The organism is Streptomyces sp. NPDC043854 (assembly GCF_056436005.1).
This window is the reverse complement of the sequence record NZ_JBWKDK010000033.1, coordinates 56,443-76,703: the sequence shown is the minus strand read 5'-3', so window position 1 is coordinate 76,703 and position 20,261 is coordinate 56,443. Positions and strand designations below refer to the sequence as shown.

The window sequence follows — 20,261 nt, the reverse complement described above, 5'->3', positions numbered from 1 at the left end:
CGGCCGGCGCCGGACAGCGGCGGCCCGCTGCGCAGGCGGCTGCGGCGCGCGCTGGTCGGTGTCCGGCACATCCGCTTCGACTGACGCCGGCGCGGGGGGGGGGGGGGGGGGGGGGGGGGCGTGGGGGGGGGGGGGGGGGGGGGGGGGGGGTTCCCCCCCCCCCCCCCCCCCCCCCGCCGCTTCAGAGCGGGGACCGGGGACCGGGTCGGCCATCGGCCCCGCGAGGTTGGCGTCGGACCGCACGGTGTCACTCTCCTCGGCATCGGGCTCGCGATGAACAGAGCCTGCCATGCCACCGGGGCCGCGAACCAGCGGGGCCCGTACTCCTGTGGATGAATCCACAGATGTGGACAACTCCGTCCCCCCTCCATCCCTGGAGGACCGAGGGGGCGCGGCTGCCCGGCCGCGACTGATGATTCCGTGCAGCAGAGAGCGACGTTTCACGTGAAACACGATGCCGGGACGGAGCCGACGGGCCTCTACGACACTCCCAAATCCGCCCCTATAGGGCCCAACGCCCTACGGAGGGGGTGTGGAGAGCCACAGGCCGGGGCCGCTCCTACCGGCGCCGACGCGAACGCCCCACCCGGGCCGCCTTGGCCCGCTTGGCCGCGAACCGCACGCCACCGGGGCTCTCCCCGACCTCGACCCGCACCACCGTCGACATCGGGTCCACCACACCCGCGCCGACCTGGAGCACCGAGGTCTTCACCACACCCAGCTTCGTCAGCGCGACCTTCGCCGCCGCCAGCTCCTCCTCGGCGGTGTCGCCCTTGAGCGCCAGCATCTCGCCGTACGGGCGCAGCAGCGGCACGCCCCAGCCGGCGAGGCGGTCCAGCGGGGCCACCGCCCGCGCCGTCACCACATGCACCGGCTGTACCTTGCCGAGCATCTCCTCGGCCCGGCCGCGCACAACCGTGACGTGGTCCAGGCCCAGTAGCTCCACGGCCTCCTGGAGAAAGGTCGTGCGTCGGAGCAGCGGCTCCAGCAGCGTGATCTTCAGGTCACGGCGGACCAGGGCCAGGGGGATACCGGGCAGGCCGGCGCCCGAGCCCACATCGCACACGGTAACGCCCTCGGGCACCACCTCCGACAGGACCGCACAGTTCAGCAGGTGCCGCTCCCACAGGCGCGGCACCTCACGCGGGCCGATCAGGCCGCGCCGGACCCCTGCGTCCGCGAGCAGCTCCGCATACCGCACAGCTTCCGGGAAAAACTCGCCGAACACCGCGCGCGCCTCTTCCGGCGCCGGGGGAAGCTCCGCTGCCTCCGTCACGGGGACCGTCCTTCCGTATTGCGTACCGCGCGATCGTGGAAAACGCACTGGTACTGCCAGGCTGACAAACATCGGCCCCGCCTGCGACACAGACGGGGCCGAACACTCGGGGTGGGGATCAGGCCGGGAGCACAACGACGAAGCGCTGCGGCTCCACGCCCTCCGACTCGCTCCGCAGACCGGCTGCCGCCACGGCGTCGTGGACGACCTTCCGCTCGAACGGAGTCATCGGGGCCAGCTTCAGCGGCTCGCCGGACGCCTTCACATCGGCCGCCGCCTTGGCGCCCAGCGCCGCAAGCTCCTGGCGCTTCTTGGCGCGGAATCCGGCGATGTCCAGCATCAGGCGGCTGCGGTCCCCGGTCTCACGGTGCACGGCGAGGCGGGTCAGCTCCTGGAGGGCCTCCAGGACCTCGCCGTCGCGGCCCACGAGCTTCTGGAGGTCGCGGCTGCCGGAGTCGCTGACGATCGAGACCGAGGCCCGGTCGGCCTCGACGTCCATGTCGATGTCACCGTCGAGGTCGGCGATGTCGAGCAGACCCTCGAGGTAGTCGGCCGCGATCTCACCCTCCTGCTCGAGGCGGGTCAGGGTGTCGCCACTCTCAGCGGCGGCGGTGGTGGTGCCTTCCGTCACGGGAGGGACTCCTTCGTTACTTCTTGGAAGAGGGCTTGGAGGGCGTCTGACGCTGCGCCTTCGTCTGGCGCTTCGGCTGCTGCCGCTTCGGCGCGCCGCTGCTCGCCGCGTCCGAGTCCGCCGTGGCCACCGAGCTCTTGATCACAGAGCCGTCCGCCTGGGCGGCCAAGCCCTGCTTCGTCAGGGTTGCGATGAACTTGCGCTCGATGTCGTTGCGGTCCGGGCCCTTGGCCACGATCGCGGCGACGATCTTCTTCTTGCCGCGGCCCTTGACCTGTCCGTGCGAGCCGACGGACTTGAGCAGCCGCGTCAGGTACTGGTCCTGCGCCTTGCTGCCCGGCGTCGGGTTCTGGTTGATCACGTACATCTGCTGGCCCATGGTCCAGACGTTGGTGGTCAGCCAGTAGACGAGGACACCGACGGGGAAGTTGATACCCATGACGGCGAAGATCACCGGGAAGATGTACATCAGCATCTTCTGCTGCTGCATGAACGGCGTCTTGACCGTGAGGTCGACGTTCTTCTGCATCAGCTGACGCTGGGTGTAGAACTGCGACAGCGACATCAGGATGATCATGATCGCGGTCACGATCCGGACGTCCGTCAGCGAGGCGCCGAGAGCGGCGACCTTCTCCGGGCTGTCCATGAACTTGGCGGCGATCGGCGCACCGAAGATCTTCGCCTCGCGGGCGCTGTCGACCAGCTGCTGGTCCATCACGCCGATTTGCTTGCCGTCGGCGATGTTCGCGAGCACGTGGTACAGCGCGAAGAAGAACGGCGACTGCGCCAGGATGGGAAGGCACGAAGAGAGCGGGTTGGTACCCGTCTCCTTGTACAGCTTCATCATCTCTTCGGACTGACGCTGCTTGTCGTTCTTGTAGCGCTCCTGGATCGCCTTCATCTTCGGCTGGAGCGCCTGCATGCCCCGCGTCGCCTTGATCTGCTTCACGAAGAGCGGGATCAGGCAGATACGGATCAGGATCACCAGGGACACGATGGACAGGCCCCAGGCCCACCCGCTGTCCGGCCCGAAGATCGCACCGTACAGCGAGTGGAACTGGACGATGATCCACGAGACGGGTGTGGTGATAAAGCTGAACAGACTGGCAATCGTGTCCACTAATCAGGCTCCTTGAGCATTGCGAGATCTACGCAACGCAGTGCGCAGCTGCTCGTGCCAACGCGGGCGTTTACGAGGTGGGACATGATCGACACCGCCCGCGGACCACGGGTTGCACCGCAGGATCCGCCAGGCGGTGAGAACGGTCCCCTTCACCGCACCATGCCGGTCGATGGCCGTGAACCCGTAGCGCGAGCACGAGGGGTAGTAACGGCACACCGGGCCGAGCAGCGGACTGATGGTCCACTGGTACAGCTTGATCAAAGCGAGCAGCGGGTACTTCATCGAGCTGCGCCTCCCAGGAGCCGCAGCAGAGCGGCATCCAGGTCCTTGGCCAGGTCCTCGAGGCCGGCATCACCCGATCCGGGCAATGCCCTCACCACCACCAGGCTACCGGCGGGCAGGCTGGAGAGCCGCTCGCGTACGAGATGGCGGAGGCGGCGCTTCACCCGGTTCCGGACGACGGCGCCACCCACGGCCTTGCTGACGACGAAACCCGCACGGGTCGAGGGATCTGTCTCCCCCGACCCGTGCGGGTCCGTTGCACCGCTTGTACGTAGGTGGACGACGAGGAGCGGGCGACCGGCCCTGCGGCCTCGGCGCACCGCGCTCGCGAAGTCCTCGCGCCGCCTCAGCCGATTTTCGGGAGACAGCACGACGTCACGACCTGCGCGAGTTACGCGGAAAGGGCAGCGCGGCCCTTGCTGCGGCGGTTCGCCAGGATGGCGCGGCCGGCACGGGTACGCATCCGCAGGCGGAAGCCGTGGGTCTTCGCACGACGACGGTTGTTCGGCTGGAAGGTGCGCTTGCTCACTCGGGGGCTCCAGAAAATGAATCGTTGTGGCGGGACATCGCCTGGCTGTCACCGTGCGCCCACGAGGAAGCTAGCTCGCGTGTTCGCCCGAGTGGCACCGCTCAACGACCACAATCAGTGATCCTCGCCCATCGGTAGGCAGGCGGCAGCAGCCATCGACAACTCGACCTCGTTACGGTACGCGCGGCTAAGCCATCCGGTCAAACCGAGGCGACGCCGCCCCGCGCTGTGCACAGCCTGTGGACAACGACTTGAACCGTACCGGTCGCGCTGACTACCGTTGTCTGACCCCGGATTTTTTGTCCCGACCGTCCCAAAGAACCACACATTCGTGGGACCCCCTGTGAGAGAGCGTGCCCTGTGGCTGACGTACCTGCCGATCTTGCCGCAGTGTGGCCACGGGTGCTCGAGAAGCTCCTGGGGGAAGGACAGCAGGCGGTCGAACCGAAGGACCAGCAGTGGGTCGAGCGCTGCCAGCCCCTGGCCCTCGTCGCCGACACCGCGCTGCTCGCCGTCCCCAATGAATACGGAAAGCGCGTCCTCGAAGGCCGCCTCGCCCCGCTGATCAGCGATGCGCTCAGCCGCGAGTGCGGCCGCCCCATCCGCATCGCCATCACCGTGGACGACTCCGGCGGCGAGCCCGCGCCGCCGGCCCCGCCCGCTCCGCAGCGCAGCGATTCGTACGAGCCGTACGGCGGGCAGCGCCCCGGAGGCCACACCGGGCCCGGCCCGGGCGACGACCAGCTGCCCACCGCCCGCCCCGCGTACCCGGACTACCAGCAGCCGCGCCCCGAGCCCGGCGCCTGGCCCCGCGGCGGCCAGCAGGACGACTTCGGCTGGCAGCAGCCGCGCCTCGGCGGCTTCCCCGAGCGCGACCCGTACGCCTCCCCGCAGCCGGGCTACCTCCAGCAGCCCGAGTCCGGCGGCTACGACCAGAGCCCCTACGAGCAGCAGCCGTACGAGTCGTCTCCGTACGAGCCCCAGCAGCCGCGCCCCTATGAACAGCAGTACGAGCCTTCGGGTCCGCGCCCGGGGCCCGGCCGGTCGGCGCCGCCGCCGGCCCCGTCCGGCGGCTCCACCTCGGGTCCGCTGGAGCCGACCGCCCGGCTGAACCCGAAGTACCTCTTCGACACCTTCGTCATCGGTGCCTCGAACCGCTTCGCGCACGCCGCGGCGGTGGCCGTCGCCGAGGCGCCGGCCAAGGCCTACAACCCGCTCTTCATCTACGGGGAGTCGGGCCTCGGCAAGACGCACCTGCTGCATGCCATCGGGCACTACGCGCGGAGCCTCTACCCGGGCACCCGCGTGCGGTACGTGAGCTCGGAGGAGTTCACCAACGAGTTCATCAACTCCATCCGCGACGGCAAGGGCGACGCCTTCCGCAAGCGGTACCGCGAGATGGACATCCTGCTCGTCGACGACATCCAGTTCCTGGCGAGCAAGGAGTCGACGCAGGAGGAGTTCTTCCACACCTTCAACACGCTCCACAACGCCAACAAGCAGATCGTGCTGTCCTCCGACCGGCCGCCCAAGCAGCTGGTCACCCTGGAGGACCGGCTCCGCAACCGCTTCGAGTGGGGCCTGATCACCGACGTCCAGCCGCCCGAGCTGGAGACCCGGATCGCGATCCTGCGCAAGAAGGCGGTCCAGGAGCAGCTCAACGCCCCGCCGGAGGTACTGGAGTTCATCGCCTCACGCATCTCGCGCAACATCCGCGAGCTGGAGGGGGCGCTGATCCGGGTCACGGCCTTCGCGAGCCTGAACCGGCAGCCGGTCGACCTGGGACTGACCGAGGACGTCCTCAAGAACCTGATCCCCGGGGGCGAGGACTCGGCGCCCGAGATCACGGCCTCGGACATCATGGCGGCCACGGCCGACTACTTCGGCCTGACGGTGGACGACCTGTGCGGCTCTTCGCGCAGCCGCGTCCTGGTCACCGCCCGGCAGATCGCGATGTACCTGTGCCGAGAGCTCACGGACCTGTCCCTGCCGAAGATCGGGGCGCAGTTCGGCGGGCGGGACCACACCACCGTCATGCACGCGGACCGCAAGATCCGCGCTCTGATGGCGGAGCGGCGCTCCATCTACAACCAGGTCACCGAGCTGACCAACCGCATCAAGAACGGCTGAGCCCGCCGCATCAGGCACCCGGCATCCGGCACCCGCCGTCCACGTCCGCTCTGCAGCGACATCGGCATCGGCATCGGCCGTCTGCATCCGTCCGCATCCGACGGGCCGTCAACGGCCCGTCGGCGCCTCCCCAAACGCATCCACAGGGCGCTTCCGGAGTAATCCGGGGGCGCCCTTCTTCGCACGCGCGCCCCCGGTCTGTTCGAATACGCCCCCTGGGAAGCAACTTGTCCACAGATTGCGGAACTTTCTTCAGTCCACAGGTTGGGGACCGGTTTCCTCGCCCACAATCTGTCCACAGGCCTTCCGATTGAGGGCCCATCAGGCCAGCTCACAGGCCTGTGGAATTGTGCGTGAGAGATGTCCACAGCCTGTGGACGAAGGATTCATCCACAGGCTCGTCCACTGCGTTGTCCACCGCTCACCCACAGGTTGCCCCATCCTGTGCACAGGTTCCGGCGGGTTACCCACACCGCTGTCCACTGTTCGGCAACCGGGTGCCCCTCCTCACCACCCGGAGTGAAAGCCGTCACACAGAAGTCGACGTTTGGGCTGTGGAGTACTTGGGGAAAGCTGGGGACACACCTGTGGAGTAGTCCGGGTCACCTGGGGATGGCCTGTGCAGAACTTTCTGTTCTCCACAGCACCCCCCTGTTGTCCACTGGTGCCACCCACAGGGCATGGGGATAAAAAACCGGGCCTGACCTGCGGCGACGGGCTTATCCACGGTTTCCACAGGCCCTACTACTACCCCCAAGGACAGTTAGGCCGGTTTCGGTTTTCAAGCAGGTGCTGTGCACAACGTGGTCGAGAGGCCTCCCCGACACCTCGCTCCCGATTTGACGGGCGGCAGCACCAGCTGTCGGCGCCGTACGTCAGACTGGTCCCCGGCATCGAGGCCCGAGCCCGCCAAGGCACCGGGCCGGTGAGCCGACGACGAAGGCCGGCAGACGGACGAGCGAGCAACAGCAGGAGGCGGTTCCGGTGAAGATCCGGGTGGAGCGCGACGTACTCGCGGAGGCGGTGGCCTGGGCTGCCCGCAGCCTCCCGGCCCGGCCGCCGGTCCCCGTACTCGCGGGCCTGCTGCTGAAGGCCGAGGACGGCACCCTGTCCCTCTCCGGCTTCGACTACGAGGTCTCGGCCCGCGTCTCCGTCGAGGCGGAGGTGGAGGAGGACGGCACCGTCCTCGTCTCCGGCCGCCTGCTCGCCGACATCTGCCGCGCGCTCCCCAACCGGCCCGTGGAGATTTCCACAGAGGGTGTACGGGCCACCGTGGTCTGCGGCTCCTCGCGGTTCACCCTCCACACCCTGCCGGTGGAGGAGTACCCGGCCCTGCCCCAGATGCCGACCGCGACCGGCACGGTCTCCGGCGAGGTCTTCGCCGCCGCCGCAGCCCAGGTGGCCATCGCCGCCGGCCGCGACGACACGCTGCCCGTCCTGACCGGCGTCCGCATCGAGATCGAGGGCGACCGCGTGACCCTGGCCTCCACCGACCGCTACCGCTTCGCGGTCCGCGAGTTCCTGTGGAAGCCGGAGAACCCGGACGCCTCGGCTGTGGCCCTGGTGCCCGCCAAGACCCTCCTGGACACTGCCAAGTCCCTGACCAGCGGCGACGTCGTCACCCTGGCGCTGTCCGGCTCCGGCGCCGGCGAGGGCCTGATCGGCTTCGAGGGCGCCGGCCGCCGCACCACCACCCGCCTCCTCGAGGGCGACCTGCCGAAGTACCGCACGCTCTTCCCGACGGAGTTCAACTCCATCGCCGTGATCGAGACCGCCCCGTTCGTCGAGGCCGTCAAGCGCGTGGCCCTGGTCGCCGAGCGCAACACCCCGGTCCGCCTGAGCTTCGAGCAGGGCGTGCTGACCCTGGAGGCCGGCTCCTCCGACGATGCACAGGCTGTGGAGCGCGTCGACGCCTCGCTGGAGGGCGACGACATCTCGATCGCCTTCAACCCGACCTTCCTGCTCGACGGCCTGAGTGCGATCGACTCGCCGGTCGCCCAGCTCAGCTTCACGACGTCCACCAAGCCTGCGCTGCTGAGCGGCCGCCCCGCCGCCGATGCCGAGGCGGACGAGGCGTACAAGTACCTGATCATGCCGGTGCGCCTGTCCGGCTGACGCCCGCCGTCCACCGGGCCCGGTCCCGCCAGCCCGCGGAACCGGGCCCGACGGCGTTCGCGTCCCGTTTCCCGGTCCCCGTGGACCCGGGAGCGACGCCGAATGCCGCGCCCGGCCCCCGTACGGCGGGTGCCTGGAGCGCCCGTGGCGCCGGGCGGCACCGCCCGGCGTAGGCTCGGAGCCGGGTCCCCCGGGAATCGGGGGAATCCGGCACAAACGGCCACAACGCTTAAGGAACCACCTGATGGAGCTCGGTCTCGTCGGTCTCGGCAAGATGGGCGGCAACATGCGCGAGCGCATCCGCCGCGCAGGCCACACCGTCATCGGATACGACCGCAATCCGGACCTCGCCGATGTCCACAGCCTGTCGGAACTTGTGGACGGCCTCCAGGCCCCCCGCGTGGTGTGGGTGATGGTCCCGGCCGGTGCCGCGACCCAGTCCACCATCGACGAGCTCGCGGACCTGCTCTCGCCGGGCGACGTCGTCGTGGACGGCGGGAACTCGCGCTGGACCGACGACGAGAAGCACGCCGAGGAGCTCGCCGCCAAGGGCATCGGCTTCGTCGACTGCGGTGTCTCCGGCGGCGTGTGGGGCCTGGAGAACGGCTACGCGCTGATGTACGGCGGCGACAAGGAGCACGTCGCCGCGGTCCAGCCGATCTTCGACGCCCTCAAGCCGGAGGGTGAGTACGGCTCCGTGCACGCCGGCAAGGTCGGCGCGGGCCACTTCGCGAAGATGGTCCACAACGGCATCGAGTACGCCATGATGCAGGCCTACGCCGAGGGCTGGGAGCTGCTGGAGAAGGTGGACTCGGTCACCGACGTCCGCGAGGTGTTCCGGTCCTGGCAGGAGGGCACGGTCATCCGCTCCTGGCTGCTCGACCTGGCCGTCAACGCGCTGGACGAGGACGAGCACCTGGAGCAGCTGCGCGGCTTCGCGCAGGACTCGGGCGAGGGCCGCTGGACGGTGGAGGCGGCGATCGACAACGCCGTCCCGCTGCCCGCGATCACCGCCTCGCTGTTCGCGCGGTTCGCCTCGCGCCAGGACGACTCGCCACAGATGAAGATGATCGCCGCGCTGCGCAACCAGTTCGGCGGCCACGCGGTCGAGAAGAAGTAGCAGTCGCTGCGGGCGCGGCACCGCGCCCGCCCGCAGCACACAGCAGTACAGAGCAGAACAGCAGGAAGCCGGGGGAGGTCGGCGCCGTATGCATGTCTCGCATCTCTCGTTGGCCGACTTCCGCTCGTACGCCCGGGCCGAGGTTCCCCTCGACCCGGGCGTCACGGCTTTCGTGGGCCCCAACGGCCAGGGCAAGACGAACCTGGTCGAGGCGATCGGCTACCTCGCGACGCTCGGCAGCCACCGGGTGTCCTCGGACGCCCCCCTCGTGCGGATGGGCGCGCAGCGGGCCGTCGTCCGCGCGGCCGTCCGGCAGGGCGAACGGCAGCAGCTGGTCGAGCTGGAGCTCAACCCCGGGCGGGCGAACCGGGCCCGTATCAACCGGTCCTCGCAGGTCAGGCCGCGGGACGTGCTGGGGATCGTACGGACCGTGCTGTTCGCGCCGGAGGACCTGGCTCTGGTGAAGGGCGACCCGGGCGAGCGCCGGAAGCTCCTCGACGAGCTGGTGACGGCCCGCTCGCCCAGGATGGCGGGGGTCCGGTCGGACTACGAGCGGGTGCTGAAGCAGCGGAACACCCTGCTGAAGTCGGCCGCGATGGCGCGGCGGCACGGCGGGCGCTCCATGGACCTGTCGACGCTGGACGTGTGGGACCAGCACCTGGCGCGCGCGGGCGCGGAGCTGCTGGCCCAGCGGCTGGATCTGGTCGCCGCCCTGCTGCCCCTTGCGGACAAGGCGTACGAGCAGCTCGCCCCCGGCGGCGGACCGCTGGGCCTGGCGTACCGGTCCTCGGCCGGCGAGGCGGTGGACACCGGGGCGGCGCGGACCCGGGAGGAGCTGTACGCGGCGCTGCTCGACGCGCTCGCGCAGGTGCGCAAGCAGGAGATCGAGCGGGGCGTGACCCTGGTGGGCCCGCACCGCGACGACGTGCTGCTGCGGCTGGGGGAGCTGCCGGCGAAGGGGTACGCGAGCCATGGGGAGTCGTGGTCGTACGCGCTGGCGCTGCGGCTGGCCTCGTACGAGCTGCTGCGCTCGGAGGGGGCCGAGCCGGTGCTGATCCTCGACGACGTGTTCGCGGAGCTGGACGCCCGGCGCCGGGAGCGGCTGGCCGAACTGGTGGCGCCGGCCGAGCAGGTCCTGGTGACGGCGGCTGTGGACGATGATGTTCCGGATGTCCTGGCGGGGGCGCGGTTCGGGGTGTCCGGCGGTGAGGTGACCCGGCTGTGAACGAGGACAAGCGGAACCCGCAGGAGCCGGGTGGGACCGGCCCGGAGCGCAAGACTCCGGAGCTCTCGGGTGTGGATCTCGCACGCCAGGCGCTGGCGGCGGCCCGGGAGCAGGCGCGGGCGCGCGGCACCGCGGCCGGCGGGCGGGGCGGCCGGCACCAGCCGGGCCTGCGCTCGGGCGCGCGGGCGGACGGCCGGGACCCGATGCCGCTGATGGCGGCGCTGGACCGGCTGCGGACGGAGCGCGGCTGGGAGATGCCGATGGCGGTGGCCGGGGTGATGGAGCGCTGGCCGCAGATCGTCGGCCCGGAGATCGCGGCGCACTGCGAACCGGAACGCTACGAGGACCGTGAGCTGGTCGTGCGGTGCGACTCCTCGGCATGGGCGGCGCAGCTGAAGCTGCTGGCCCCGCAGCTGGTGGCCCGGCTGAATGCGGACCTCGGCCAGGGCACCGTCCGGCTGATCAAGGTGCAGGGCCCGGGCGGACGGCCGAAGCGGCACGGCCCCTGGCGCGCTCCCGGCAGCACGGGCCCGGGCGACACCTACGGCTGAGGCCCCGGCCCGCCCATGGTCCCGGCCCGCCTACGGCTGAGGCCCGGTGGCACCGCGGCCCCGCGGCACCACCTGCGCACCCGCGCTTCGACAGCAGCCGCACCGGCAGCCACATCCGCCACGACCTGGCCACGACAGGGCCATGAGAGAGCCACGAGAGGGCCGGGGCAGAGCCGTGGGAGGGGCCCTGCCCCGGGCCCTCCCACCCCCCTGCCCGGGTGGCGTCCCTCACGGTAGTGGAAGGTTGACAGCCCGAAGCGCTGGATGCCCGCGTGAGCCTCTTTGAGCCCCGGTCCGGATATGGGGAGTCGGAGAGAGGAGGTTCAGGGCGGCACATGCGTACTCAGGTACCGGCAAACCCCCATTCATGTCCGTGGTACCGGTAGACTGAAGCGAATCCCGCCTCGCCGCGGGATTCCGAAGAACAACACGCTGACAACGCAGATCGACGCAGCCGCTCCTTGCCGGCACGCCTGCCGGCCCGGAGTCCGGCCTGTGCTGTGCCAGAAAGGGCGCTTCGTGGCCGATTCCGGCAACCCCAACGACAACCAGTCCACAGCCGGCGAGAACGGGGAGGTCACCGCCTCGTACGACGCCTCCGCGATCCAGGTGCTGGAGGGCCTGGACGCGGTTCGCAAGCGGCCCGGCATGTACATCGGCTCCACCGGTGAGCGCGGCTTGCACCACCTCGTCCAGGAGGTGGTCGACAACTCGGTCGACGAGGCCATGGCCGGGCACGCGGACACCATCGACGTCACGATCCTGGCCGACGGCGGGGTGCGGGTGGTCGACAACGGCCGCGGCATCCCGGTGGACATCGTGCCCTCCGAGGGCAAGCCGGCGGTCGAGGTCGTCCTGACGGTGCTGCACGCGGGCGGCAAGTTCGGCGGTGGCGGCTACGCCGTCTCCGGCGGTCTGCACGGCGTCGGCGTCTCCGTGGTGAACGCCCTGTCGACGAAGGTCTCGGTCGAGGTCAAGCGCGACGGCTACCGCTGGACGCAGGACTACAAGCTCGGTGCTCCGACCGCCCCCCTCGCCCGCAACGAGGAGACGGGCGAGCACGGCACCTCGGTGACCTTCTGGGCCGACGGCGACATCTTCGAGACCACCGAGTACTCCTTCGAGACGCTGTCCCGGCGCTTCCAGGAGATGGCCTTCCTGAACAAGGGCCTGGCCATCTCGCTGACCGACGAGCGCGAGTCGGCGAAGGCCACCGCGGGCGCCGACGACCCGGAGGCGGACACGGCCGAGCCCGCGGCGCGCACCGTCCGGTACCACTACGAGGGCGGCATCGTCGACTTCGTGAAGTACCTCAACTCGCGCAAGGGCGAGCTGATCCACCCGACCGTCATCGACGTCGAGGCCGAGGACAAGGAGCGGATGCTCTCGGTCGAGATCGCGATGCAGTGGAACTCGCAGTACAGCGAGGGCGTGTACTCCTTCGCCAACACGATCCACACGCACGAGGGCGGCACCCACGAGGAGGGCTTCCGCGCCGCGCTGACTTCCCTGGTCAACCGCTACGCGCGCGACAAGAAGCTGCTCCGCGAGAAGGACGACAACCTCACCGGCGACGACATCCGCGAGGGCCTGACCGCGATCATCTCGGTCAAGCTCGGCGAGCCGCAGTTCGAGGGCCAGACCAAGACCAAGCTGGGCAACACGGAGGCGAAGACCTTCGTCCAGAAGGTCGCCCACGAGCACCTGTCCGACTGGTTCGACCGCAACCCGAACGAGGCCGCGGACATCGTCCGCAAGGCCATCCAGGCGGCCACGGCACGCGTCGCGGCCCGCAAGGCCCGCGACCTGACGCGCCGCAAGGGCCTGCTGGAGAGCGCCTCGCTGCCGGGCAAGCTGTCCGACTGCCAGTCGAACGACCCGACCAAGTGCGAGATTTTCATCGTCGAGGGTGACTCCGCCGGCGGCTCCGCGAAGTCCGGCCGCAACCCGATGTACCAGGCCATCCTGCCGATCCGCGGCAAGATCCTGAACGTCGAGAAGGCCCGTATCGACAAGATCCTCCAGAACACCGAGGTCCAGGCGCTCATCTCCGCCTTCGGCACCGGTATCCACGAGGACTTCGACATCGAGAAGCTCCGCTACCACAAGATCATCCTGATGGCGGACGCCGACGTCGACGGCCAGCACATCAACACCCTGCTGCTGACCTTCCTGTTCCGCTTCATGCGCCCGCTGGTCGAGGCCGGACACGTCTACCTCTCCCGCCCGCCGCTCTACAAGATCAAGTGGGGTCGCGACGACTTCGAGTACGCGTACTCGGACCGCGAGCGCGACGCCCTGGTCGAGCACGGCAAGCGCCAGGGCAAGCGGATCAAGGAGGACTCGATCCAGCGCTTCAAGGGTCTCGGCGAGATGAACGCCGAGGAGCTGCGCGTCACCACCATGGACGTGGACCACCGCGTGCTCGGCCAGGTCACCCTGGACGACGCGGCCCAGGCCGACGACCTGTTCTCGGTGCTGATGGGTGAGGACGTCGAGGCACGGCGCTCCTTCATCCAGCGCAACGCCAAGGACGTTCGCTTCCTCGACATCTGAGTCGGCTCTTCACGGCCGCCCGAAAGGATTTCTGACCAGCAATGGCCGACGAAACCACCCCCACCGCCGAGAACACCGCGGAGGAGCAGCAGATGCGCATCGAGCCCGTCGGGCTCGAGACGGAGATGCAGCGCTCCTACCTCGACTACGCGATGTCCGTCATCGTGTCCCGCGCGCTGCCCGACGTGCGCGACGGCCTCAAGCCGGTGCACCGCCGCGTCCTGTACGCGATGTACGACGGCGGCTACCGGCCCGAGAAGGGCTTCTACAAGTGCGCCCGCGTCGTCGGCGACGTGATGGGCACGTACCACCCGCACGGTGACACCTCCATCTACGACGCCCTGGTCCGCCTGGCCCAGCCGTGGTCGATGCGCATGCCGCTCGTGGACTCCAACGGCAACTTCGGCTCCCCGGGCAACGACCCGGCCGCCGCCATGCGCTACACCGAGTGCAAGATGGCGCCGCTGTCGATGGAGATGGTCCGGGACATCGACGAGGAGACCGTCGACTTCCAGGACAACTACGACGGCCGCAACCAGGAGCCGACGGTCCTGCCGTCCCGCTTCCCGAACCTCCTGGTCAACGGCTCCGCCGGCATCGCCGTCGGCATGGCGACCAACATCCCGCCGCACAACCTGCGCGAGGTCGCCGAGGGCGCCCAGTGGTACCTGGCCAACCCGGAGGCCCCGCACGAGGAGCTGCTCGACGCGCTCATCGACCGCATCAAGGGCCCGGACTTCCCGACCGGCGCCCTGGTCGTGGGCCGCAAGGGCATCGAGGAGGCCTACCGCACCGGTCGCGGCTCCATCACGATGCGCGCCGTGGTCGAGGTCGAGGAGATCCAGAACCGCCAGTGCCTGGTGGTCACCGAGCTCCCGTACCAGGTGAACCCGGACAACCTCGCGCAGAAGATCGCCGACCTGGTGAAGGACGGCAAGATCGGCGGCATCGCCGACGTCCGCGACGAGACCTCCTCGCGCACCGGCCAGCGCCTGGTGATCGTGCTCAAGCGCGACGCCGTCGCCAAGGTCGTGCTCAACAACCTGTACAAGCACACCGATCTCCAGACCAACTTCGGCGCGAACATGCTGGCGCTGGTCGACGGCGTGCCGCGCACGCTGTCGCTGGACGCGTTCATCCGCCACTGGGTGCACCACCAGATCGAGGTCATCGTCCGGCGGACCAAGTTCCGCCTGCGCAAGGCCGAGGAGCGCGCCCACATCCTGCGCGGCCTGCTCAAGGCCCTGGACGCGATCGACGAGGTCATCGCCCTCATCCGGCGCAGCGAGACCGTCGAGGTCGCCCGTGAGGGCCTGATGGGCCTGCTGGAGATCGACGAGATCCAGGCCAACGCGATCCTCGAGATGCAGCTGCGCCGCCTGGCGGCCCTGGAGCGGCAGAAGATCGTCGCCGAGCACGACGAGCTCCAGGCGAAGATCAACGAGTACAACGCGATCCTGGCCTCGCCGGAGAAGCAGCGCGCGATCGTCAGCGAGGAACTGGCGGCGATCGTCGACAAGTTCGGCGACGACCGCCGGTCGAAGCTGGTGCCGTTCGACGGCGACATGTCCATCGAGGACCTGATCGCCGAAGAGGACATCGTCGTCACGATCACCCGCGGCGGCTACGTCAAGCGCACCAAGACCGACGACTACCGCTCCCAGCGGCGCGGTGGCAAGGGCGTGCGCGGGACGAAGCTGAAGGAAGACGACATCGTCGACCACTTCTTCGTCTCCACCACGCACCACTGGCTGCTGTTCTTCACCAACAAGGGCCGGGTCTACCGCGCCAAGGCGTACGAGCTGCCGGACGCCGGACGCGACGCCCGCGGCCAGCACGTGGCCAACCTGCTGGCCTTCCAGCCGGACGAGCAGATCGCCGAGATCCTCGCGATCCGCGACTACGAGGCGGCCCCGTACCTGATCCTGGCCACGAAGGCCGGCCTGGTGAAGAAGACGGCGCTCAAGGACTACGACTCGCCCCGGTCGGGCGGCGTCATCGCCATCAACCTGCGCGAGCGGGAGGACGGCAGCGACGACGAGCTGATCGGCGCCGAGCTGGTGTCCGCCGAGGACGACCTGCTGCTGATCAGCAAGAAGGCGCAGTCGATCCGCTTCACGGCGACCGACGAGGCGCTGCGCCCGATGGGCCGCGCGACCTCCGGTGTGAAGGGCATGAGTTTCCGCGAGGGCGACGAACTGCTCTCGATGAGCGTGGTCCGGCCCGGTACCTTCGTCTTCACCGCGACCGACGGCGGCTACGCCAAGCGGACGCCGGTCGACGAGTACCGCGTCCAGGGCCGTGGCGGTCTGGGCATCAAGGCCGCCAAGATCGTGGAGGACCGCGGTTCGCTCGTCGGCGCGCTCGTGGTCGACGAATCGGACGAGATTCTCGCCATCACGCTGGGTGGTGGTGTGATCCGTACGCGAGTCAACGAAGTCAGGGAGACCGGCCGTGACACCATGGGCGTCCAGCTGATCAACCTGGGCAAGCGCGATGCCGTGGTAGGTATCGCTCGTAACGCCGAGGCCGGTCAGGAGGCTGAAGAGGTCGAGGAGACCGAGGCAGTCGAAGGACAGGCCGCCGAGGCCGCCGAGGGCGCGGAGCCCTCGGCCGGGGAGCACGAGGAGTAAGTCGTGAGTGGAGCCACGGGCGCCGGACCGGCCAGAACCGAGGAGGACGGTGCCCGTGGCCCCGCCGCGGACTCCGAGGGCGTGGCCGGCGCCTCCGAGGGCAGGGGGACCGTGACGGACGCGCGAGGGCCGGAGCAGAAGCCGAAGTCCAAGCAGAAGTCGAAGCAGGGGAAGCCGGCCGCCGGGCAGCAGCCGTACCACCCGCCGCAGGCGTACGCGGCTCCCTCGGGCCCGGGCGCGCCCGGGGGCGTCCGGGAGGCCGTCGCGCAGCGCAAGCCGCGTACGGGGGTCCGTGTGACGCCGAGGACGCGCAAGGCGCGGCTGCGGGTGGCCAAGGCCGATCCGTGGTCGGTGATGAAGGTCAGCTTCCTGCTGTCGATCGCGCTGGGCGTCTGCACCATCGTGGCGGCGGCGGTGCTGTGGATGGTCATGGACGCCATGGGTGTCTTCTCGACCGTCGGTAGCACCATCAGCGAGGCGACCGGTTCGAGCGAGAGCAGCGGCTTCGACCTCCAGGCGTTCCTGTCGCTGCCGCGGGTGCTGATCTTCACCTCGGTGATCGCCGTGATCGACGTCGTGCTGGCCACGGCGCTGGCGACCCTGGGCGCGTTCATCTACAACCTGTCGGCGGGCTTCGTCGGCGGTGTGGAGCTCACGCTCGCGGAGGACGAGTGACCGTTCTGCCCTCTGATGACCTGCGGGGACGCCTCCGCGGATCGGATTTTGGCGGGACCGTGTCTGTGCGCTAATCTTCAGGAGTCAGCGCGCAGCGCGGAGGGGCTATAGCTCAGTTGGTTAGAGCGCATCCCTGATAAGGATGAGGCCACAGGTTCAAATCCTGTTAGCCCCACAATGACGAAGACCCCCAGGCCGGATGGCCCGGGGGTCTTCGCCGTTGGGCTGCCCGGGGGCCTCCCAGGTCACCGAACGGTATCGATCGGTGTGTATTGTTGGCCGCCAGAAGTACCCAACGACGACGAAGGACGAGGTCGCGCGGTGAAGAAGCTGCTCCTGGTCGCACTGGCCGCCATCGGCGGTCTCCTCGTGTACCGCCAGATCCAGGCGGACCGCGCCGAGCAGGACCTGTGGACGGAGGCTACCGACTCCGTGCCCTCCGGTTCCGGCGTGTGAGACCCCAAGGCTGATCCATGAAGCCCCGGCTGCCACTGCGGCCGGGGCTTCATGCTGTTCCGTTTTGTAAAGATTTGCGTTGCTTGAGAAAAAACCGGGGGTGGGTGTGATGGGGCGGGTGCGGACTGCGGTGTCGGCCGCGGCAGCGATGGCGGCGGCCCTGGGGCTGACGGTGGGCCTTCCGGGCGTCGGGCACGCGGCCCCGGAGCCACTGCCGTCGTACCGGCCGGCGCAGGGTGCGCAGAAGGTGCAGGGGGCCGCCAGCACGGCCGATGCACCGCAGGTGGAGCCCGGCAAGGTCTACACGGACACCATGGCCCCCGGCGAGCGCTTCTACCGGCTCAACCTGGACGACCGGTCCACGGTGTACGTCTCCGCCGTCCTCCAGCCCTCCCCCGGCGCGAAGATCGACTCCAGCGGCGACGGCGTCGAGGTCAGCGTCATGACCACCGCCGGCCGCGTCTGCCCGGGCAGCCCCGGCAAGACGACCTTCGGGTACGGCAGCGGCGCCCGGCCGATCGGCGCCGCGGGCCTGCGCACGCTGAAGGAGGACGCCGACTGCCAGCAGGCCGGCGTGTACTACGTGAAGGTCACCCGGGAGGCCGCCAAGGGCTCCGACCAGACCCCGTGGCCCGTGGAGCTGAAGGTGTCGCGCGAGCCCGGCCTGAAGACCGGCAGCGCGCCCATGGCCGCGCCCAGCTCCTGGCCGTCCGCCCCGCCGGTGGCGCCGGGCAGCCAGCCGGTGCCGCGGGAGGGCGGCACCGGCTTCAACGACGCCCGTGCGCTGGGCGCCGGGGTGTGGCGCGACGGGCTGCGGCCGGGGCAGACGCGGTTCTACCGGGTGCCCGTGGACTGGGGGCAGCAGCTGGCGGTGAGCGCGGAACTGGCGGGCGCGAAGCGGACCAAGGAGTACGGGTCGGCCAGCACGGGGCTGATGGTCAGCGTCTACACCCCGTACCGCAGCGTGCTGGCGGGCAAGGACGGCGGCTACGACGGCAAGCAGGCGAGCCTGACCCTGCCGCCGACCGCGCCGGTGGCCTACGAGAACCGGTTCGCGTCCGACCGCGCGATGGGCTCGGCGCGGGTGGCGGGCTGGTACTACATCGCGGTCACGGTGGGCGAGAAGGTGGCCGAGTTCACCGAGGACGCCACCCCCGTGCCGCTGACGCTGCGGTTGAACGTGGAGAACAAGGCCGTGCCCGCGCCTCCGTACACGGAGAGCCCGGCCAAGGCGGGGTTCGCCGTGGAAGAAGACGACCGCGCGGCCGCCCGGGACGGGCTGACGGAGCCGGAGGCGCTCGCGGCGGCCGACCGGCGCCGGACCATGAGCGTGGTCGCCGCCGGCGGCTTCGGCACCGGGACCGTGCTGCTGATCGTCCTCGGCGGCTGGCTGCTGCTGGCCCGGCGCGGCCGGAGCGCCTGAGAAGCCGGCACGGCGGCAGCCGCAGCCGCAGCAGCGCTCACAGCCGTAGCCGCAGCCGCGGTCGTAGCCGGGGCAGCCGCGGGTGTGGCCGTTGCCGTGGCTGCGGCCGTCAGAGCTGGGTGAGGGCCCAGGCGCCCACCGCGAAGCACAGCAGCGCGGCGGCCAGGAGGGCCGCGGCCGCCTTCCGCGGCGGCGGGGCGATCCCGCCGGTCCGCGCGGGGGCCGGGGCCGCGGGCGCCGCAGGATGCGGGGCCGCCGGGTACGGGGCGGTGACGGGCTCCGGCGGGGCCAGGTGGAAGCTGCCGGTCCCCGATGCGGCAGCGGCGGCGGCCGGGGCCGGGAAGGGGGCGGCCGGAAACGCGGCCGCAGTGACCGCCGTGCCCCGGGGATCGGTACGGGTGGGCTCCGCCGCCGCCGTCGCGGCCGTCACCGCCGCCGTCGGGGCGGGCGCGGGAGGCGCCGGCTGCGGCGGCACCGTCGGCACCGCCGCCATCGGCACCGTGGAAGCCGTCGGGGTGTTGGGGGCCATCGAGGCGCCGGGGGCCGTCGCAGCGCCGGGGGCCGTCGGCACCTCCGGGGTCGCCGTGGACGCCGCCCCTGCCGCGCTCTGCGGCCCCTGCGGGCCGAAGCCGGGGGGCAGCGGCCCGAGTTGGTCGAAGACCTCCACCGGGTCCGCGCCCGGCGGGGCCGGCGGGAGCAGCTGGGCGGCCTCGGCGAGGGCCCTGCGGACCCCTGTGGCGGTCTTGAACCGGCTCTGGGGATCCGGCTGCAGGAGATTCGCGATCACGTCCCAGAGTGGCGCAGGGACGTTCTCGGGGGCGTCCGGGACGCCGTGCGTGAGGAACTGCTCCACCAGCGCCGCGGAATCGGGCTTGCGGCCCTGGAGCAGGTAGAGGGCGACCAGTCCGACGGCGAAGAGGTCCGCGGGGAAGTCCGGTTCGGCTCCCCGCAGTTGCTCGGGGGCGAAATAGCCGGGCGTGCCCACCACGTAGTCGGTCTCGGTCAGGCGCGGTTCGCCCTTGCGCATCGAGATGCCGAAGTCGGACAGCCGCAGGTGCGGCCGTCCGGTTCCCGTGGCCTCCAGCAGGATGTTGGCCGGCTTGATGTCGCGGTGGATGACCCCCTCCGCGTGCACCGCCGCCAGCCCCGACAGCAGCTGGTCGAGCAGGGTGCAGACGAACCGCGGGGGCAGGGGGCCGTAGTCCCCGATCACGTGGGCGAGGGAGCCGCCGGAGACGAGGTCCATGGTGAACAGGACCTTGTCGTCATCCGCCGCCCAGCTGGCCGGTGCCAGGACGTGCGGGTGGTCGATCCGCAGGGCCTGCTCCCGGACGAACCGCAGCAGTGTGTGGGCGTCCCGCTGCTGGAGCACCTTCGCGGCCACGTACCGGCGGCGGCGCTGGTCCCAGGCCCGCCAGACCGCACCCGCCCCGCCGCGCCCGATCGGGTCGATCAGTTCGTACCGGCCGGCGAAGACCTCACCCATTGCTCTGTCCGTCCCCCGTTGTGCTCGTCCGCCGTGCGTGCGCCGGTGCC

The 20,261-nt window shown here is 70.4% G+C and carries 17 protein-coding genes and 1 tRNA gene; 11 read left to right on the top strand and 7 right to left on the bottom strand.

Annotation, left to right across the window (positions count from 1 at the left end; genetic code table 11):
- Positions 1-559 precede the first annotated feature (559 nt).
- From rsmG to rpmH, 6 genes are all read right to left on the bottom strand, one after another.
- The gene (gene rsmG, locus AC068A_RS26345) at positions 560-1,276 is read right to left on the bottom strand and encodes a 16S rRNA (guanine(527)-N(7))-methyltransferase RsmG (protein WP_478588712.1); all 717 of its coding nucleotides are present in this window, start codon (positions 1,274-1,276) and stop codon (positions 560-562) included.
- Positions 1,277-1,394: 118 nt separating this feature from the next.
- Positions 1,395-1,907: a Jag family protein gene (locus AC068A_RS26340; protein WP_478588711.1), complete on the bottom strand. Its 513-nt coding sequence runs from the start codon at positions 1,905-1,907 to the stop codon at positions 1,395-1,397.
- 16 nt (positions 1,908-1,923) lie between these two features.
- Complete coding sequence (yidC, locus tag AC068A_RS26335) at positions 1,924-3,027, bottom strand: membrane protein insertase YidC (protein WP_478588710.1); 1,104 nt, start codon at positions 3,025-3,027, stop codon at positions 1,924-1,926.
- A 3-nt stretch (positions 3,028-3,030) separates the two neighbouring features.
- Entirely contained in the window at positions 3,031-3,312 is a 282-nt protein-coding gene (gene yidD, locus AC068A_RS26330) for a membrane protein insertion efficiency factor YidD (protein WP_179171824.1), read from the bottom strand.
- Entirely contained in the window at positions 3,309-3,683 is a 375-nt protein-coding gene (gene rnpA, locus AC068A_RS26325; RefSeq protein ID WP_478588709.1) for a ribonuclease P protein component, read from the bottom strand. The genes yidD and rnpA overlap by 4 nt, the downstream gene beginning before the upstream one ends.
- A gap of 20 nt (positions 3,684-3,703) precedes the next feature.
- Positions 3,704-3,841 (bottom strand): 50S ribosomal protein L34, encoded by a 138-nt coding sequence (rpmH, locus tag AC068A_RS26320; RefSeq protein ID WP_018547628.1) that lies wholly within the window; start codon positions 3,839-3,841, stop codon positions 3,704-3,706.
- A gap of 360 nt (positions 3,842-4,201) precedes the next feature.
- On the opposite strand from rpmH, the gene dnaA reads away from it, so the two are divergent.
- The 11 genes from dnaA to AC068A_RS26265 all read left to right on the top strand — a co-directional run bounded on the left by dnaA (position 4,202) and on the right by AC068A_RS26265 (position 18,725).
- The gene (gene dnaA / locus AC068A_RS26315) at positions 4,202-5,971 is read left to right on the top strand and encodes a chromosomal replication initiator protein DnaA (RefSeq protein WP_478588708.1); all 1,770 of its coding nucleotides are present in this window, start codon (positions 4,202-4,204) and stop codon (positions 5,969-5,971) included.
- Positions 5,972-6,955: 984 nt separating this feature from the next.
- The gene (gene dnaN / locus AC068A_RS26310) at positions 6,956-8,086 is read left to right on the top strand and encodes a DNA polymerase III subunit beta (RefSeq protein WP_478588707.1); all 1,131 of its coding nucleotides are present in this window, start codon (positions 6,956-6,958) and stop codon (positions 8,084-8,086) included.
- 244 nt (positions 8,087-8,330) lie between these two features.
- Complete coding sequence (gnd, locus tag AC068A_RS26305; RefSeq protein ID WP_478588706.1) at positions 8,331-9,206, top strand: phosphogluconate dehydrogenase (NAD(+)-dependent, decarboxylating); 876 nt, start codon at positions 8,331-8,333, stop codon at positions 9,204-9,206.
- An 88-nt stretch (positions 9,207-9,294) separates the two neighbouring features.
- The gene (recF, locus tag AC068A_RS26300; protein ID WP_478588705.1) at positions 9,295-10,431 is read left to right on the top strand and encodes a DNA replication/repair protein RecF; all 1,137 of its coding nucleotides are present in this window, start codon (positions 9,295-9,297) and stop codon (positions 10,429-10,431) included.
- Positions 10,428-10,982: a DciA family protein gene (locus AC068A_RS26295; protein ID WP_478588704.1), complete on the top strand. Its 555-nt coding sequence runs from the start codon at positions 10,428-10,430 to the stop codon at positions 10,980-10,982. The genes recF and AC068A_RS26295 overlap by 4 nt, the downstream gene beginning before the upstream one ends.
- Positions 10,983-11,477: 495 nt before the next feature.
- Entirely contained in the window at positions 11,478-13,538 is a 2,061-nt protein-coding gene (gene gyrB, locus AC068A_RS26290; RefSeq protein WP_478588703.1) for a DNA topoisomerase (ATP-hydrolyzing) subunit B, read from the top strand.
- Positions 13,539-13,579: 41 nt separating this feature from the next.
- Positions 13,580-16,171 carry a DNA gyrase subunit A gene (gene gyrA / locus AC068A_RS26285; RefSeq protein ID WP_478588702.1) on the top strand — a complete coding sequence of 864 codons (2,592 nt, stop codon included), beginning with the start codon at positions 13,580-13,582 and terminating at the stop codon, positions 16,169-16,171.
- A 3-nt stretch (positions 16,172-16,174) separates the two neighbouring features.
- A complete protein-coding gene (locus AC068A_RS26280) occupies positions 16,175-16,846 on the top strand; it encodes a DUF3566 domain-containing protein (RefSeq protein ID WP_478588701.1) in 672 nt (223 codons plus the stop codon).
- A gap of 101 nt (positions 16,847-16,947) precedes the next feature.
- Positions 16,948-17,021, top strand: a tRNA-Ile gene (locus AC068A_RS26275).
- A 146-nt stretch (positions 17,022-17,167) separates the two neighbouring features.
- On the top strand, positions 17,168-17,302 hold the full coding sequence (locus AC068A_RS26270; RefSeq protein ID WP_208809277.1) for a DLW-39 family protein: 135 nt from the start codon (positions 17,168-17,170) through the stop codon (positions 17,300-17,302).
- A gap of 109 nt (positions 17,303-17,411) precedes the next feature.
- The gene (locus tag AC068A_RS26265; RefSeq protein WP_478588700.1) at positions 17,412-18,725 is read left to right on the top strand and encodes a hypothetical protein; all 1,314 of its coding nucleotides are present in this window, start codon (positions 17,412-17,414) and stop codon (positions 18,723-18,725) included.
- 109 nt (positions 18,726-18,834) lie between these two features.
- On the opposite strand, the gene AC068A_RS26260 is transcribed toward AC068A_RS26265, so the two are convergent.
- Positions 18,835-20,211, bottom strand: a complete 1,377-nt coding sequence (locus AC068A_RS26260) for a serine/threonine-protein kinase (RefSeq protein WP_478588699.1) — start codon at positions 20,209-20,211, stop codon at positions 18,835-18,837.
- Positions 20,212-20,261 lie beyond the last annotated feature (50 nt).